Below are 16,503 nucleotides of genomic sequence, written 5' to 3' on the forward strand. Positions count from 1 at the left end.
GCAAATTCGTGGACTGGAAAGCTCTCCCGCACTGGCTGGCAAACCGTCGTCGCGGTGCCGGCAGCAGCCTGGCTGGCAGCTCTTCATGTGTTAGCACCCGCCTAGGGAGAGTGCTAATGAAGACTCTATGCACGGGTTAGCACTCGGTCAAGGCGAGTGCCAGCATTTTCGTCACGGGCGGACGCGCGGACCTGTAGATTTGAGCGGTGCGAGCTGCGATTTACCTGACCCTGGCCACCCTTTTCTGGGCCGGCAACTTCGTGGTGGGCCATGCCGCCGTGGAAACGATGGCTCCGTTGCAGCTGACGTTCTGGCGCTGGGCGCTGGCTGCGCTGCCGCTGCTGGTGCTGGCCCAAGTCATCGACCGGCCGGACTGGCGGGCCGTCCTCCGGCAGTGGCCGTTGCTGCTGTTGCTCAGTTGCCTGGGCATGACCGGCTACACGCTGCTGCTGTACAGCGCCCTGGGGCACACCTCGGCCCTGAACGCCTCGCTGGTCACCGCTGCCAACCCCGCCCTCATCCTGGTGCTGGCCGTGGTGCTGTTCCGTGACCGGCCGGCCCCGGCCAGCTGGCTGGGAGTCGCGCTGGGCCTGGCGGGCGTCCTGCTGGTCCTGACCGGAGGGGAACTCCACCGCCTGCTGACGTTCTCCCTCAAGGCCGGGGAACTGCTGATCCTCGCCGCCATCACGGTGTGGGCAGGCTACACGGTCCTGGCCCGGCGGCAGTCGCTGCCTGCCATCACGTCCACGGCCGTCCAGGTGGCCATGGCGGCCGTCGTCCTGGCTCCCGTCGCGGCCGCAACCGGAGCAGGCCTGCCGTCGGCTCCCGCCGAGGCATGGTCCCTGGCGTTCATCGTGGTCTTCCCGTCGCTGGGCTCGTACCTGCTGTGGAACCTGGCCCTGACCCGGACATCGCCGGCGAATGCCGGGAACTACCTGAACCTCATTGCGGTGTTCACCGCCATCATCACGGTGCTGCTGGGCCGGCCCATCAGCGTTACGCAGGTCCTGGGCGGGGTCCTGGTGATATCAGGGGTGTTCCTGACCAGCGCCGGGCAGCGGCCGGGCGGGCCTCAGCGGCCCAGGTCCTCGAAGTCGACGTCCTCGTCGCCGTCGCCGGTTGCCTGGTTGCGTCCGCGGTAAAGTACGACGGCGGCCGCCGCGGCAGTCAGCAGCGACACCACCAGGACCACCATGCCGCCGGCACGGGCTCCTGCGTAGAGTCCGCGGATGTCGCGCGCCTCCTGTGTGTCGTCCTGGATGCTGTTGCCGCCCACGGAGTAAACGGTGGCATTGAACGCGTCCAGCATGAAGATGATGACCAGCAGCGCCAGGCAGACCACGGCCACCGTGGCGGCGGCGATCAGCGCCGGCCGGGCAAACCGCAACGGGCCCTTGTGCACGGCCCCGGTGTCCGTTGGGTCGTCCATACCGTCCTGCCGGGGTCCCGCTGCGTCGTTCATGCCATCAACCCTATCCGCATCGGACGGGATACTCCTCCACTAGGCTGGAACCCATGGCTGAAGCTCCCCAGGACCAGATTGCGCCGCTGCTCACCCCCGAAGGCTGGGACCTGCTGGGCTCCCTGGGCCCGTACCGCGAGGACGAGTCCTTCGGGCTCAATGCAGCCCTCCGGAAGGCAGGCCACTCCCCCGCCCTGGTTTCCGCTGTCCTCACGCAATCGCGGCTCCGGACCCGGGCCGAGGCAAAGTTCGGCGAGTTCGCCTCCCGGATGCTCTTCACCCAGGCAGGGCTGGAGCAGGCCACACGGCTGAACGTCGCGGCCCGCCATGCGCAGCGCTTCGCCGCGGCCGGCATCCGGCACGTGGCGGACCTGGGCTGCGGACTCGGCGCAGACTCCCTGGCCATGGCCTCGCTGGATCTCACCGTCACCGCCGTGGAAATGGACGAAACCACGGCCGCCTGTGCCACGGTGAACCTCATTCCCTTCCCCAACGCCACGGTGGTCCACGCGGACGCCACATCGGTTTCCCTCGAAGAAGCCGACGGCGTCTGGCTGGATCCCGCGCGCCGCGTCACCTCCACGTCCGGCACCCGGCGCATCTGGGATCCGGAGGCCTTCTCCCCGCCGCTTTCCTTCGTGGAAGCACTGGCCGCCACCGGCAAGGCGGTGGGCGTGAAGATGGGCCCGGGAATGCCGCACGAGTCCGTTCCCGCCGACTGCGAAGCCCAGTGGGTATCCGTGGGCGGTGACGTCACGGAGGTGACGCTGTGGTTCAACGCGGTCAGCAGGCCCGGCGTCCGCCGCGCCGCCCTGGTCCTCGGCCCGCAGGGAGCGGCCGAGGTTACCAGCGGCGAGGACTTCGGTGCGGGCCCGGAGGCGGCCGTGGGAGCGGTGGAGGGCTACCTTTACGAACCCGACGGTGCGGTGATCCGCGCGGGGCTGGTGGCCGACGTCGCGCTCCAGCTGGGCGGGCACCTGGTGGATGAGCACATCGCCTACTTCTGCGCGCCGGAACTGGTCGAGACGCCCTTCGCGCGCGCCTACCGGGTCCTGGAGGTCATGCCCTACAACGTCAAGGCGCTCAAGGCATGGGTGAAGGACAACGGCATCACGGTGCTGGATATCAAGAAGCGCGGCACGGCCGTGACCCCGGAGGAGCTCCGCAAGCAGCTGCTCCCCTCCGGCAAAGCTGCCCGGAAGGGTGCCGGAACGTCCGCCACCCTGGTGCTCACCCGCATCGGCGAGGAGCGGGTGGCCGTCGTGGTGGAACCGGCCCCAAGCGCAGCTACTGCGCCCGCATGAACTCCTCGGCCGCGCGCACCTGCTCCGGCGAAGGCCGGATGCCGGTGTAAAGGACAAACTGTTCCAGCGCTTGGATGGTGGCCACCTCCGCCCCGGTAATCACAGGCTTGCCGGCGGCGCGGGCGGCCCGGATCAGTGGTGTTTCGGCGGGAAGTGCCACAACGTCGAAAATCAGCCGTGCGGCGTCGACCGTTTCCTGCGGGAAGGAAAGCGCCTCCGCCTCGGCGCCTCCGGCCATGCCGATGGGCGTCACGTTGATGATCAGGTCCGCCGTGGCGCCCTCCAGCGCCGGCTGCCACCGGAAACCGTACTGCTCCGCGAGCGCCCGCCCGGCGGCCCCGTTCCGCGCGATAATGGTGACATCGCCGAAGCCTGCATCGCGCAGGGCAGCAACCGTGGCTTTGGCCATGCCGCCGGCGCCCTGGACAAGAACCGAATAGCCGGGAGGCACCGCATTAGCGGCGAGGAGCTGTTCGATGGCGGTGAAATCCGTGTTGTACGCCGTGAGGTGCCCGTCCGTGTTGACGATGGTGTTCACCGAGTCGATCGCCTGGGCGGAAGGATCCATCCGGTCCACCAGCGCGATCACGTCCTCCTTGTACGGCATGGATACGGCGCAGCCCCGGATGCCCAGGCCGCGGACCCCGGCGATGGCCTGCTCCAGGTTGGCCGGAGCGAACGCCTTGTAGATCCAGTTCAGGCCAAGCTGCCCGTACAGGTGGTTGTGGAAGCGGGTCCCGTTATTACTGGGGCGCGCGGACAGGGAGATACACAGGGTCATGTCTTTGTTCAGAATGGGCACGGAACCATTTAACCCCCTGCGGGGTGTTACCGGCGCGTCAGCGGCAGCCCGTACCCACAGGGTAGCGTCCGACGGCGGCCGGCAGCTTCCCAGGGGCTGTCGCCTTCCCGGCCAGCACCGCGGCCAGTGCGTCGAACGCGCCCGGGGTCCGTCCGTAAAGCGCCAGCTTCACCGGGGCCGTGGACCCGGCGATGGCCCAGGGCGCGTCCAGCGCCACCGCAATATCGCCCTTAGCCGGCCTGCCGCCGAAGCCCACGAGGTTCACCACGGGGCCGGAACCGACCCTGAGTCCCGCCCGGCCTGCAGCAGCGGCGAACAGCGCCCGGTCGCGTGGGGCCCCGCCCGTCACCCGCACAGCGCCCGGAACCATCGGGCCCCTGCATTCGCCGGCCAGCACGGTGATGGCGGCGGCCGAGACGCGTGAAGACATGCCCGCCCCGCTTCCCGGCGCCGCGCCGCCGGGTGCACCGGCGCGCCCGCGCCAGTGCATCATGGTGGCCACGCGGACGGCTGCCTCGTCCAGCCGGGCCGCGGAGAGCCTGCCGGTTTTGACCGCCCGGACCACGGCGGCGTGGGCCTTGGCTGCATCCGCGGGCATGAGCAGCAGGTCGGCGCCGGCGGCCAGCGCCATGACGGCGGCTTTCCCGTCCGGGTACTTCCCCTTGACGGCGGACATGTTCAGGGCGTCGGTCACGGCCACGCCCTCGAAGCCCAGGTCCCGGAGCGCGCCGTACGTGGCCCGGGACAACGACGCCGGAACGCCCGGTTCCAGCGCGGGCACTGCTATGTGCCCGGTCATCACCATCGGCACGCCGGCGCCGACAGCGGCCCGGAAAGGCTTCCAGTCGCGCGCTTCGAGCTGCTCCAGGGTTGCACCCTGGACGGGAAGGCTGCGGTGCGAATCGGCCGGGACCGAGCCATGGCCGGGAAAGTGCTTGGCAGCGGGCAGTACGCCGGCCTCGAGCAGGCCGCGGGAGAACTCCACTGACAGGGTGGCTGCCGCTTCCGGGTCGGCCGAGAAGGACCGGGCACCGATCGTGGGGTCGTTGGGCCCGATGGTCACGTCGGCGCCCGGGGCAAAGTCCACGTTGAAGCCCAGGTGGGCCAGCTCGGAGGCCAGCGCCTTCCCCGCCAGCCTGGCCAGCGCACCGTTCCCGGCTGCCCCGTAGCTCATGGGCGCGGGCCATTCAGTCAGCGGCCGGCCCAGGCGGGACACCAGCCCGCCCTCCTGGTCCACAGCGATGATGCCGGGCCAGGCCCGTCCGGCAGAGGCCTTGGCGAGCCGCCGGTTTAGAGCCTGCATGGTGGCCGGTTTGACCGCCCCGGAGGCGTCCAGGGGAACGTTGTCCCCCATGATGATGGACCCGGCCAGGTGCAGGCGCTCAACCACCTGGGCGTGGGCCTCCACGTCCGTGCCCGTGAAGAACGGCAGGATCACCTGCCCGGCCTTTTCCTCTGGCGTCATGGCCGAGACCGCTGCGGCGGCCGCTTCCGCATCCTGCCGTTGGGGTCCCCAGCCGAGGGGTCGGGAACGGGGATCCGGTGACGGGGAGGAAGTGGCGGGGACCGGCGTCGTGCGCTGTGTCCCGGAGGGCGCGGCGGGGCTTGAAGCGGCCGACGGCGGCGGGCCGGGCACGGGGGCCGGGGTACAGGAAGCGAGTACTGCTGCTGCGGTTGCCGCGGCCAGGACGGGGACGCTGGTGTGAAGACTCTCACGGTACTGCCGGAACGGGGCCATCACTACGATGCTACCCCTGCACTAGACTGGGACCATCCGTTCGCCTGCCGGCAGCAGCCTGTCAGCGGCACCAGCCAGCGGCAAACAGGACAGTGAGGAAACGCGTGGAGATCGACTTCGCTGCTTCGAGGCAATCAACCCTGGGGGTTGAATGGGAGCTTGCTTTGGTGGACGGCCGCACCGGCGAGCTCGCCTCCGTGGCCAACGAAGTACTCCGCGGCGTCGCATCCCGGCATCCCGAGCTTAATGAGGACGACGAGCACCCTCATATCAAGCAGGAACTGCTGCTGAACACAGTGGAACTGGTCACCGGCGTCTGCGGGACCGCCGCCGAGGCGAAGGAAGACCTCAGCCGGTCCGTGGCGGCAGTCCGCGAAATCACCGATCCCATGGGCGTGGAGCTGTTCTGCGCCGGCAGCCACCCGTTCAGCCCCCCGCAGCTGCAGCCGGTCACGGACAAGGCCCGGTACGCCAAGCTGATTGACCGGACCCAGTGGTGGGGCCGCCAGATGGTTATTTACGGGGTGCACGTCCACGTGGGCCTGGACCGCCGGGAGAAGGCACTGCCTGTGCTGGACGGGCTGCTCAACTATTTCCCGCATTTCCAGGCACTGTCCGCGTCCAGCCCGTTCTGGGGCGGCGAGGACACCGGCTACGCGTCGCAGCGCGCCCTGATGTTCCAGCAGCTGCCCACCGCAGGCCTGCCCTTCCAGTTCCGTTCATGGGACGAATACGAGTCCTACGTCCAGGACATGTTCACAACGGGGGTCATCGACGCCATCTCCGAGATCCGCTGGGACATCCGCCCGGTTCCGGCCCTGGGGACCATTGAGATGCGCATCTGCGACGGGCTGGCGACTCTGGAGGAGGTGGGGGCCGTGGCCGCGCTGACCCAGTGCCTGGTGGACGAGTTCTCCACCACCCTGGACAATGGCGGAACCATCCCCACGATGCCGCCGTGGCACGTGCAGGAGAACAAGTGGCGCGCTGCCCGGTACGGGATGGACGCCATCATCATCCTGGACGCCGCGGGACGGGAACAGCTGGTCACGGACCACCTGCTGGAGACGCTGAACCGGCTGGAGCCCGTGGCCGCCAAGCTGCGCTGCTCCGACGAACTTGCTGACGTGGAGAAGATCATCCGCCGCGGGGCCGGGTACCAGCGCCAGCGCCGGGTGGCCGAAGAGAACGGTGGCAACCTGCAGGCCGTGGTCCTGGACCTGGTCCGCCAGATGCGCAGCGGTCCGACAGCCTGACTCCTGGGTCCGGCCCCTGCCCCCGGCTCCTCCCTCCCGTTGCTCTATCAGTTATGGTCCCTGAAACAGCGCTTTAGGGGCACAACTGATGGAGCAGGTCGGGGTCTAGGCGGGGAGGGACACCGAGGTGACCGGCAGCGACGAATCCGGGGCGAACTTGATGCCGCTCGGCGCCACTCCCGCCATCACCAGCTGGGCACCCAGGGCAGCCACCATGGCGCCGTTGTCCGTGCACAATCCCAGCGGCGGCACATGGAGCCTGATCCCGGCGGACGTGCAGCGCTGCCCGGTCAGTTCGCGCAGGCGCGAGTTCGCCGCGACCCCGCCGCCCAGGAGAACGTCCTTGATGCCCTGTTCCCGGCAGGCCAGGACGGTTTTGGCGGACACCACGTCAACCACTGCTTCCTGGAACGCCGCCGCAATGTCGGCCACGGGAACTTCCTCGCCGCGCGCCTCGAACTGCTCCACGCACCGGGCTACCGCGGTCTTCAGGCCGCTGAAGGACCAGTCGTAACGGTGCGGTCCGGGTTCCTCCGCCGTGCCCATGTATTTAGGCTGCGTGAGGCCGCGCGGGAACCGGATGGCCTTCGGGTTGCCTTCCCGGGCCGCTTTGTCGATGGCAGGACCGCCCGGATAGCCGAGCCCGAGGATCCTGGCCACCTTATCGAACGCCTCGCCCGCCGCGTCATCGATGGTGGAGCCGAGGAGCACCACGTCGTCCGTGATGCTGTTGATGCGAAGGATTTCCGTGTGCCCGCCGGAGACCAGCAGGGCGCCGAGATTTTCGGGAAGTTTGGGCGTCGCACCGGCCCCCGGTCCGCCGTCGAGCAGGCCCACGCCCACATGCGCCACCAGGTGGTTGATGGCATAAAGCGGCTTACCCGTGGCTACCGCCAGTGCCTTGGCCGCGCAGACGCCCACCATGAGCGCACCGGCCAGGCCCGGGCCGGAGGTGACTGCAATGGCGTCGATGTCCTCCAGCGTGACGCCGGCATCGTCCAGCGCCTCCTGCAGGGTGGGGACGAATGCGTCCAGATGCGCCCGGGAGGCGATCTCCGGGATGACGCCACCAAACCGCACGTGCTCGTCCATGGAGGAGGACACGGTGTTGGTCAGCAGCGTCGTACCGCGGACGATTCCCACCCCGGTCTCGTCACAGGACGATTCGATCCCCAGCACCAGGGGCTGCGAGCGGTTCATGGCTGGCCTGCTTCCTTGTTGGCCTGGTTGGCGTTCGTTTGGTCCGCATTGACCTGGTCGTCGCGGCCATCCGCGAGCTGGAGCCGCATGATGAGTGCATCCACACCGTCGCGGTAATAGCGCGGACGGACGTGGATCTGCTCGAAGCCGAAACGCAGGTACAGCCGCTGGGCGCGCGGGTTGTCCGCGCGCACCTCCAGCAGCACGTCCGCGGCCCGCCGTTGCCGGGCCTCGTCAATCAGGGTGGTCAGGAGGGTGCTGCCGATGCCGCGGCCTTCGGCTTCAGGGACGACGGCGATCGTCTGGACGTCCGCGATGGGCTCGATGCACATGAGTCCTGCATAGCCCACAATGCCGGCAGCGCCCTCAGCAACCACATAGCTGCGGGTTTCCGGCTGGGACAGTTCGTCCACGAACATCTGCAGCGGCCACGCATCCACCGGGAAGAGCCGCTGTTCCAGCGCATGGACGGCGGCGACATCGTCCATGGTCATCCCTCGGAGGGTGACACCGGAGGCGCCGGCTGCCGGGCCCGTCACAGCGCACGCTTCCGGGGACCGGGCACCTGGGCGTCCGATTCGCGCAGGTACAGCGGCGTGGAATCCAGCAGCGTACCGCCGGTGGTCATTCTGGCCAGCGCAAACTGGCCAAGGTGGGCGGCGTCCGGCTGCTGCCGGGCGAACCCCGGATCGGCTTTCAGCACATCAGCGTAAAGGCCCGCGCCGGCGCCGAACGCCGGCAGGTCCGGCAGGTCCGCGGCGAAGCCGACGTGCGGGCCGTCCACCAGCTGCGGAAGCCCGCCGTCCGCGTGGGAATACCGTGCCCAGTACACCTCCTTGCGTCGGGCGTCCGTCACCACCAGGAAGTCGCCCGCCGCGCTGGCTGAATCGGCAACCTCCAGGGCAATGGCGTCCAGGCTCATCAGCCCGTGCAGCGGCTTGCGCCAGACGAAGGCGAGGGTGCGGGCGGTGGCGATACCGGAGCGCAGCCCGGTGAACGGGCCCGGCCCCACCCCGGCGACGAGCGCGTCGATGTCCGCTCCGGTGACGCCGGCCCTGGCCAGCATCGTTTCAATCCCGGGGGCCAGCACCTCGGCATGGCTGCGGGTGTCCTCAGTGGCGAAACCTGCCACCACGCCGTCCGTGGAGTGGACCAGGGCGGCGCTGGCAACGGCCGAAGTATCGATGGCCAGGATGAGCATCAGCGGGCTCCTTCCAGGTCCGGGGCGGCTGGCCAGCGCGGACCGTAGCCACGCATGACGATGGTCCGCGGCTCGTCCACGTCCGCTTCCTCGAAGTCCAGGACGTCACCGTCCGTCGCCTCCCGAACCGCTCCGCCCATGGCGCGGTGCAGGTCGATCTCCAGCCGGCTCTCGCTCAGGTGTTCCACCCGGTCCCGGCCCCACTCCACCACCGTGACGGCGGTGTCCATGGTGTTTTCCAGGTCGATGTCGTCAATCTCTGCCGCCGAGCCCAGCCGGTACGCATCCACATGCACCAGGTCCGGCCCGCCGGGGCGGGGACCGTCCGGCAGGTTGGGATGGATCCGGACAAGGACAAACGTGGGGGAAATGACCCCGGCGCGCACGCCCAGGCCCTCCCCCAGGCCCTGGGTGAACGTGGTCTTGCCGGCACCCAGCTCGCCGGAGAGAACCAGGAGGTCCCCGGGCCTCAGCACCCCGGCGAGCCGGGCGCCGAGGGCATGGGTCCGGTCCGCCGTGGTGGCGCTCAGCGTCTTTTCCCAGTTCGGCGCGGCGGTGCCGCTCATGGCGTCGCCTCCGGCGCGGAGACGGCACGGGGGTCCGCCTCGTTGATGAACCGCCGCGGAACCCGCGGGCTGATGCGGGTGACCACCTCGTAGTTGATGGTCCTGGCGGCCCGCGCCCAGTCGTCGGCGGTGGGGCCGCCGTCGGCTCCGTCCCCGAAAAGTTCGGCTTCGGCGCCCAGCAGCCCGGCGCCTGCTTCCGGCGAGCCGCCGAGGTCGATGACCATCTGGTCCATGGCGATGCGGCCCACCACGGGGTACGTCCGGCCGGCGAGCCGGACCGGTCCGCCCGTAGCGATGCGCGGAACGCCGTCGGCGTAGCCCACGGGTATCAGCGCGAGTGTGCTGGGGCCTTCGGTGCGGTAGCGGAGGCCATAGGAGACACCCTGCCCGTCCGGAACGGCTTTGCACTGCGACACCAGCGTGCGCAGCGACATGGCCGGCCGCAGGCCGAGCTCCGCGGACGTCGTGCCCTCGAACGGCGAGAGTCCGTAGATCCCCAGGCCCACCCGGACCAGGTCGAAATGGGTGTCCGGCCGGGAAAGCGTGGCAGGAGTATTGGCCAGGTGCCGGACTTCGGGGTCGATCCCGGCGTCCTCGGCGAGCGCCAGCACTTCCCGGAACGCTGCCAGCTGCTGGTCCGTTTCGGGCCGCTCGGGTTCGTCCGCAACGGCGAGGTGCGAGAAGATGCCCACCACGCGCAGCAGGCCCTGGTCCTGGTACTCCACGGCCTGTCCGAGCATCCGGTCCCATGCTTCCGGGGCAGCGCCGTTGCGGCCCAGGCCGGTGTCCACCTTCAAGTGGATGCGGGCAGGGCGTTCCTGTTCGCGCGCCGCTGCCACGATGTAGTCCAGCTCCCAGCCCGAGCAGCCGATGTCGATTCCCGCCGCCACGGCAGCGCCGAAGTTGCTTTCGGTGGTGTGCAGCCACGCCAGCAGGGGTGCGTCGATGCCGGCGGCACGGAGGGCCAGTGCCTCGGAAATGTGGGCGACGCCCAGCCAGGCGGCCCCTGCTTCGAGGGCGGCACGGGCCACGGGGACGGCGCCGTGCCCGTAGGCGTCCGCCTTGACCACGGCCATGACCTTGGCAGGCGATGCGGCGGCGGCGAGCCTCCGGACGTTGTGGCGGATGGCATCGAGGTCGATTACTGCGGAGCGCTCGTGGCGCGGCTCCCGTCCGGGGGCAGTACTGAATTCTCCGGTGGTTGCGGGGTTAGTCACCCTAGTGATTCTAGTGCGGGGCCTTCCGGCCGAATAATCGGCGCCGCGCACGCAGCGGTCCAGTCCTCAGGCGTCCGAAAGGTGGGCGATCGTGGCGGCGGCCCTGCGCTGGGCGGCCAGGGGAACGTCCTGGATGATCTCCGCAAGGAACGCGAACCGCCGCAGCCATTGGCTCATCTGCCGCTCCGGGCGGGCGTTGGCGCGCTTCCACCAGTCCGCGATATCGCCCCAGCCCGGAGCAGCCAGCGACCCGCCCACTTCCTGGACCGCCAGCGCGGCGCAGAGGTTGGCGAACCTCAGCCTGTTTCCCAGCGGCCAACCGGCCAGGCTGCCCACAATGAACGCGGCATCGAAGCAGTCGCCGGCGCCGGTGGGGTCGTAGGCCTTGACGGGAAGCGAGGGCACCCACTCCTCCTCCCCCGTTTCGGAGTCCACCGCCATGGCGCCCTGCGCGCCCAGGGTGACCACGGCCACGGGCACCCGGTCCGCGAGCGCATACAGGGCGCTCCACGGATCGTCCTTGGCGGTGAACGCCATGGCCTCGCGCTGGTTGGGCAGGAACGCGTGGAAGTACTGGAGATTGTCCAACCTCACCGGCGCCCACTCACCGCTGGGATCCCAGCCCACGTCCCCGAAAAGCTTCACCCCGGCCTGGTGCGCGGCCTTGGCCCAGGGCTCGATCTCCAACCCCACCTCCGCGATCCCGGCAAGCGTCGGCGGCGGCTGACCGATCAGCTCCGAGGACGTGACAGGGGCGGCATGGCCGTGAGTGACCATTGAACGGTCCCGGTCCACGCACAGCGAGACGGTTACCGGCGAGTGCCACCCCGGGACGCGTCGGGACAGGCTGAGGTCTATGCGTTCCTGGCCGGAGAGGATCTTCCAGTTGGAGTCGCCGTAACCGTCGTCCCCGAACGCAGCGGCCAGGCCCGTGCGCAGGCCCAGGCGTGCGGCCGCGATTGCCTGGTTGGCCACTCCGCCGGGGCAGCTGCCCATCCCGTCGCTCCAGATTTCGGTGCCGGGTTCAGGGCCGTGCGGCAGCCCGGTGAAAATGATGTCCTGGAACACGGTGCCGGCCAGGAGCAGGTCGAATCCCTCCTGGGCGGCAGGGCGGACGCCGGCCAGGGGATCGAACGGGCGGGCTGGAATCGCGTCCATGTCCGGCACACTACGCCCTGCCGCTGACATCCGGTAGGGCCTGTCCCGCCCCGCGCCTAGACTGCTTCCTATGCGGCTTCTGATTGCAGGCGGCGGGGGTTTCCGGGTGCCCCTGATCTACCGGGCTCTGGTGTCCGGTAGATTCGCCGGCCTGGCCACGGAACTGGTGCTGTTCGACGTCGATCCCGCCCGGCTGGCGGCCATCCGCGCCGTCCTGGACAGCATGCCGGCGGGGCCGGATGGCGGGTTGCGAATCCACACCACCACCAATGCCAGGGAAGGGCTGGCCGGGGCGGACATGGTATTCGCCGCCATCCGGCCCGGCGGAACGGCAGGGCGGGTAGCGGATGAGACCGTGGCCCGGGGCCTTGGCCTGCTGGGGCAGGAAACCACCGGCGCCGGAGGCATCTCCTATGCCCTGCGCACCATTCCGCACATGCTGGAGCTCGCCCGGCAGATGAGGGAACTCTGCCCGGACGCGTGGCTGATCAACTTCACCAACCCGGCCGGAATGGTCACGGAGGCACTCGCGCCGCTGCTGGGCCGCCGGGTCATCGGCATCTGCGATTCGGCGGGCGCGCTGGTGCACCGCGCGGCGCGCGCGGCGGGGGTGGAACTTCCGGCAGGAACGCTCGACGGCGTGGGCTACTACGGGCTGAACCACCTCGGCTGGCTGTACCGGCTGGAGTCGGGGGGCCGGGACGTCCTGCCGGACCTTCTGGCTGATCCCGCGGCCCTCCAATCCTTCGAAGAGGGCCGCCTCTTCCCACAGGCGTTCCTGATGGAACTGGGGGCCCTGCCCAACGAGTACCTCTATTACTACTACCGGCACGATGCCGCGCTGCGGGCCATGGCAGCCATGCCCCGGACGCGGGGAGAAAGCATTCACCGGCAACAGGCGGACCTGTACCCGCGCATGGCGGCGGCGGGCCGGGACGCCTACCGGATATGGGAGGACGCGCGCCTCTCCCGCGAGGAAGGGTACCTCGCCGAGGCCCGCCAGGGCGGAGAGCGCCGGAATGAGGAGGACCTTGCGGGAGGAGGCTACGAACAAGTGGCACTGGCCGCTATGGCGGCGTTGTCCGGCCGCGGCGAGGCGCAGCTGATCCTCAACACGCGGAACGGTCTTGAACCCGCGGGCCTGTCCAGGGCTGAACCGGCCGCCGCCCTGCCCGCCATTCCGGGCCTGCCCGCGGGCGCCGTCGTCGAAGTTCCCTGCACGGTGACCGCCGACGGCGCAGCACCGCTTCCCCAGGCGGCCCCGCCCGAACACCGGCTCAACTTGCTCCGAAGCGTCAAGGCCGTGGAGGGGCTCACCGTTCGCGCGGTGACGGAAGGCAGCAGGGAAGCAGCGCTCGAGGCGTTCGCGCAGCACCCGCTGGTCGGGTCGGCGGACCTGGCCGCGCAGCTGCTTGCCGGGTACGAAGGCGCCTTCCCGGAGCTGGCCCGGATGTGGGGCGGCCGGGAGTAGGTGAGGAGTAGTGTTTTATCGAATGCGCATTGAACCGGAGCCCGCGCGGCCCGGCGCCCGGAAGGAGGTCCCATGGCACTGATCCGCAGGGTCGCACTGCTCTCCCTGCACACGTCCCCCATGGAACAGCCCGGATCCGGCGACGCCGGCGGCATGAACGTCTACATCCGTGAGCTCGCATCGTCGCTGGCGGAGGCCGGCGTGGAGGTGGAGATCTTCACCCGCGCCACTTCGGCCGGCCAGCCCGCCGTCGAACACCCCGGTCCGGGTGTCTGCGTCCACAACGTCCTCGCCGGCCCGCCGCGCAAGATTCCCAAGGAGGAATTGCCCGGGCTGCTCCACAGCATGGTCGCCGAAATCGAGCAGATCCGCCGGCGCCAGCCGCACGGCCGCTACGACGTCATCCACTCCCACTACTGGGTGTCCGGGATTGCCGGGCTCGAGCTCTCCGCGCTGTGGGGCGTGCCACTGGTCCACACCATGCACACCATGGCCAAGGTCAAAAACGAACTTCTCGAATCCGGCGAGCAGCCCGAGCCGCGGCGCCGTGAACTGGGCGAACACCGGATTGTGGACGGAGCTGCACGGTTAATTGCCAACACCAGTTCCGAGGCCGCCGAGCTCGTGTCGCACTACGGCGCCGGGTACGAGCGGATAGACATCGCCCCTCCCGGCGTGGACCTGGGAACCTTCACCCCGGCCTTCCGCGCCCGCGCCCGGAAGGAACACGGGATAGGTGAGGAGCAGTTCCATCTGGTCTTCGCCGGCAGGATCCAGCGCCTTAAAGGGCCCCAGGTGCTGGTCAAGGCTGCGGCGCTCCTGCGGCGCCGCCGGCCGGACATCGACCTGCGCGTCACCATCCTCGGCTCGCTCAGCGGCAACAAGGAATTCAACCTTCGCTGCCTGATCGCCGAGGCAGGAATGGACGACGCCGTCACTCAGCTTCCGCCGGTTAAGGCGCCTGAGCTGGCGGCCTGGTTCCGGGCCGCGGACGTGGTGGTGATGCCCTCCTTCAGCGAGTCCTTTGGCCTGGTGGCGCTGGAAGCACAGGCCTGCGGGACCCCGGTGGTCGCTACCCGGGTGGGCGGCCTCTCACGCGCCATCTTCCACGGCCGCACGGGTTTGCTCGTGGACGGGCACCACGCCGCCGACTGGGCTGACGCCCTGGAAGCGCTGCACGACGACCCCGAGACCCGCCGCGACATGGGGAGGGCCGCAGCAATCCGCGCCCAGAACTCCGGCTGGTCCCGCACCGCCGCCATCACGCTCGAAAGCTACCACGCCGCCGTCGACAACCAGGTGGGGCCCCGGCTTGTTCCGGCGGTCCCCGCGTCCTGACAGGAGAGCAATGACCGCCCTTCCCACCGACCTGGAAATAGCGCGCGCAGCGCGGATCCTTCCCATCGAGGACATCGCGGCCGCCGCCGGGGTCAACGCGGAGGCGGTGGAGTACTACGGACGGTACAAGGCGAAAATCGACCCCGCACGCCTGGCTGCGCCCGTCCCGCACGGAAAGGTGGTGCTGGTTTCGGCGGTCTCCCCCACGCCGGCGGGTGAGGGAAAGTCCACCACTACGGTGGGGCTCGCCGACTCCCTCGCCCGCGCCGGTCATAAGGTGATGATCGCGCTTCGGGAGCCGTCACTGGGGCCCGTCCTGGGCATGAAGGGTGGCGCCACCGGGGGCGGCTACTCCCAAGTGCTGCCGATGGATGAAATCAATCTGCACTTCACCGGTGACTTCCACGCCATCACCTCCGCCAACAACGCCTTGATGGCCCTGGTGGACAACCACATCTACCAGGGCAATGAACTGAACCTGGATCCGCGGCGGATGACGTTCAAGCGCGTGCTGGACATGAACGACCGGTCCCTTCGCGAGGTGGTCATCGGGCTGGGCGGACCCACCCAGGGCGTGCCGCGCCAGGACGGTTTCGATATTACGGTGGCCTCGGAGATCATGGCCGTGTTCTGCCTGGCCACGGACCTGGCGGACCTGCGCAGCCGCCTGGGACGCATCACCTTCGGCTACACGTACGACCGCACCCCCGTGACCGTGGCTGACCTCGGAGTGGAGGGGGCCCTGACCCTGCTGCTCAAGGAGGCCATCAAGCCAAATTTGGTCCAGACCATTGCGGGCACCCCTGCGCTGGTCCACGGCGGTCCCTTTGCGAACATCGCGCACGGCTGCAATTCACTGATAGCCACGCAGACGGCACGACGCCTGGCGGACATCGTAGTCACCGAGGCGGGCTTCGGCGCCGATCTGGGCGCGGAAAAATTCATGGACATCAAGGCGCGCTTCGGCGGACTCGCCCCGTCCGCCGTCGTCGTGGTGGCAACCGTGCGGGCCCTGAAGATGCAGGGGGGCGCACCCAAGGACCAGCTCAGCACGCCGGACCTGGCCGCTCTGGAGGCCGGCGTCTGCAACCTGCAGCGGCATGTGCGCAACGTCGAAAAGTTCGGGGTCGTTCCGGTGGTGGCGATTAACCGCTTCGGTTCGGACTCGGCCGAAGAACTCGACTGGCTGCTGGCGTGGTGCGCCGCTGAGGGCGTCCCGGCAGCGGTGGCGGACGTGTGGGGACGCGGCGGAGGCGGGGATGGCGGTGACGAACTCGCTGCCCTCGTGGCGGATGCCGTTTCGCGGCCGAACAATTTCCACCACCTGTACCCGCTGGAACTGCCGGTGGAGGAAAAGATCCGCACCATCGTCCAGGAGGTGTACGGGGCGGACGGCGTGGACTTCTCCGTTCCTGCCCTTAAGCGCCTGGCCGAGATCGAGCGGAACGGCTGGGGCGGCCTGCCCGTCTGCATGGCCAAGACACAGTACTCCTTCACTGACGACGCCACCCGGCTCGGCGCTCCCAAGGGCTTTACCATCCACGTCCGCGACCTGCTGCCCAAGACCGGGGCGGGCTTCATCGTGGCGCTGACCGGTGCGGTGATGACCATGCCCGGCCTGCCTGCCGCCCCCGCGGCGATGCGCATGGACGTGGACGCAGAGGGCAACCCGGTCGGCCTCGCCTAACCCGCCCCTCCCCGTTGACCCTCTCTCACCTAACGCAGCTTCCCCGGAGACCCTCTCTCACCTAACGCAGCTTTCCCGGAGACCCTCTCTCACCTAACGCAGC

15 protein-coding genes are annotated in these 16,503 nt (G+C 69.4%); 6 read left to right on the forward strand and 9 right to left on the reverse strand.

The genetic code is table 11. The annotated features are described in order from the left end of the window. Positions 1-206: 206 nt before the first annotated feature. Positions 207-1,142, forward strand: a complete 936-nt coding sequence (locus ACIQCM_RS04605; protein ID WP_400603092.1) for a DMT family transporter — start codon at positions 207-209, stop codon at positions 1,140-1,142. On the opposite strand, the gene ACIQCM_RS04610 is transcribed toward ACIQCM_RS04605, so the two are convergent. Further along, a complete protein-coding gene (locus tag ACIQCM_RS04610) occupies positions 1,073-1,462 on the reverse strand; it encodes a hypothetical protein (RefSeq protein WP_400603091.1) in 390 nt (129 codons plus the stop codon). The genes ACIQCM_RS04605 and ACIQCM_RS04610 overlap by 70 nt on opposite strands. Before the next feature lie 53 nt (positions 1,463-1,515). Between ACIQCM_RS04610 and ACIQCM_RS04615 the strand changes: the two genes are divergently transcribed. Continuing rightward, entirely contained in the window at positions 1,516-2,766 is a 1,251-nt protein-coding gene (locus tag ACIQCM_RS04615; protein WP_400603090.1) for an SAM-dependent methyltransferase, read from the forward strand. Here ACIQCM_RS04615 and ACIQCM_RS04620 read toward each other — a convergent pair. Continuing rightward, a complete protein-coding gene (locus tag ACIQCM_RS04620; protein WP_400604230.1) occupies positions 2,750-3,547 on the reverse strand; it encodes a shikimate 5-dehydrogenase in 798 nt (265 codons plus the stop codon). The two genes, ACIQCM_RS04615 and ACIQCM_RS04620, sit on opposite strands and share 17 nt — an antisense overlap. A 58-nt stretch (positions 3,548-3,605) precedes the next feature. Next, positions 3,606-5,033 carry a glycoside hydrolase family 3 N-terminal domain-containing protein gene (locus ACIQCM_RS04625; protein WP_400603089.1) on the reverse strand — a complete coding sequence of 476 codons (1,428 nt, stop codon included), beginning with the start codon at positions 5,031-5,033 and terminating at the stop codon, positions 3,606-3,608. 377 nt (positions 5,034-5,410) lie between these two features. On the opposite strand from ACIQCM_RS04625, the gene ACIQCM_RS04630 reads away from it, so the two are divergent. Beyond that, the gene (locus ACIQCM_RS04630) at positions 5,411-6,562 is read left to right on the forward strand and encodes a glutamate--cysteine ligase (protein WP_400603088.1); all 1,152 of its coding nucleotides are present in this window, start codon (positions 5,411-5,413) and stop codon (positions 6,560-6,562) included. Positions 6,563-6,667: 105 nt separating this feature from the next. On the opposite strand, the gene tsaD is transcribed toward ACIQCM_RS04630, so the two are convergent. The 6 genes from tsaD to ACIQCM_RS04660 all read right to left on the reverse strand — a co-directional run bounded on the left by tsaD (position 6,668) and on the right by ACIQCM_RS04660 (position 11,904). Continuing rightward, on the reverse strand, positions 6,668-7,762 hold the full coding sequence (gene tsaD, locus ACIQCM_RS04635; protein WP_400603087.1) for a tRNA (adenosine(37)-N6)-threonylcarbamoyltransferase complex transferase subunit TsaD: 1,095 nt from the start codon (positions 7,760-7,762) through the stop codon (positions 6,668-6,670). Next, the gene (rimI, locus tag ACIQCM_RS04640; protein ID WP_400603086.1) at positions 7,759-8,256 is read right to left on the reverse strand and encodes a ribosomal protein S18-alanine N-acetyltransferase; all 498 of its coding nucleotides are present in this window, start codon (positions 8,254-8,256) and stop codon (positions 7,759-7,761) included. Before rimI ends, tsaD begins: the two co-directional genes overlap by 4 nt. A gap of 41 nt (positions 8,257-8,297) precedes the next feature. Next, positions 8,298-8,963 carry a tRNA (adenosine(37)-N6)-threonylcarbamoyltransferase complex dimerization subunit type 1 TsaB gene (tsaB, locus tag ACIQCM_RS04645; RefSeq protein WP_400603085.1) on the reverse strand — a complete coding sequence of 222 codons (666 nt, stop codon included), beginning with the start codon at positions 8,961-8,963 and terminating at the stop codon, positions 8,298-8,300. After that, positions 8,963-9,529 carry a tRNA (adenosine(37)-N6)-threonylcarbamoyltransferase complex ATPase subunit type 1 TsaE gene (tsaE, locus tag ACIQCM_RS04650; protein WP_400603084.1) on the reverse strand — a complete coding sequence of 189 codons (567 nt, stop codon included), beginning with the start codon at positions 9,527-9,529 and terminating at the stop codon, positions 8,963-8,965. The genes tsaB and tsaE overlap by 1 nt, the downstream gene beginning before the upstream one ends. After that, a complete protein-coding gene (gene alr, locus ACIQCM_RS04655; RefSeq protein ID WP_400603083.1) occupies positions 9,526-10,746 on the reverse strand; it encodes an alanine racemase in 1,221 nt (406 codons plus the stop codon). The genes tsaE and alr overlap by 4 nt, the downstream gene beginning before the upstream one ends. Positions 10,747-10,812: 66 nt before the next feature. Then, positions 10,813-11,904 (reverse strand): carbohydrate kinase family protein, encoded by a 1,092-nt coding sequence (locus ACIQCM_RS04660; RefSeq protein WP_400603082.1) that lies wholly within the window; start codon positions 11,902-11,904, stop codon positions 10,813-10,815. A gap of 70 nt (positions 11,905-11,974) precedes the next feature. On the opposite strand from ACIQCM_RS04660, the gene ACIQCM_RS04665 reads away from it, so the two are divergent. From ACIQCM_RS04665 to ACIQCM_RS04675, 3 genes are all read left to right on the forward strand, one after another. Next, a complete protein-coding gene (locus ACIQCM_RS04665; RefSeq protein WP_400603081.1) occupies positions 11,975-13,375 on the forward strand; it encodes a 6-phospho-beta-glucosidase in 1,401 nt (466 codons plus the stop codon). A gap of 72 nt (positions 13,376-13,447) precedes the next feature. Beyond that, positions 13,448-14,713, forward strand: a complete 1,266-nt coding sequence (gene mshA / locus ACIQCM_RS04670) for a D-inositol-3-phosphate glycosyltransferase (RefSeq protein WP_400603080.1) — start codon at positions 13,448-13,450, stop codon at positions 14,711-14,713. 10 nt (positions 14,714-14,723) lie between these two features. Then, complete coding sequence (locus tag ACIQCM_RS04675; RefSeq protein ID WP_400603079.1) at positions 14,724-16,400, forward strand: formate--tetrahydrofolate ligase; 1,677 nt, start codon at positions 14,724-14,726, stop codon at positions 16,398-16,400. The last annotated feature ends 103 nt before the right edge of the window (positions 16,401-16,503 follow it).

The sequence above is a fragment of the Pseudarthrobacter sp. NPDC092439 genome, from assembly GCF_044754945.1.
Classification (GTDB): Bacteria; Actinomycetota; Actinomycetes; order Actinomycetales; family Micrococcaceae; genus Arthrobacter.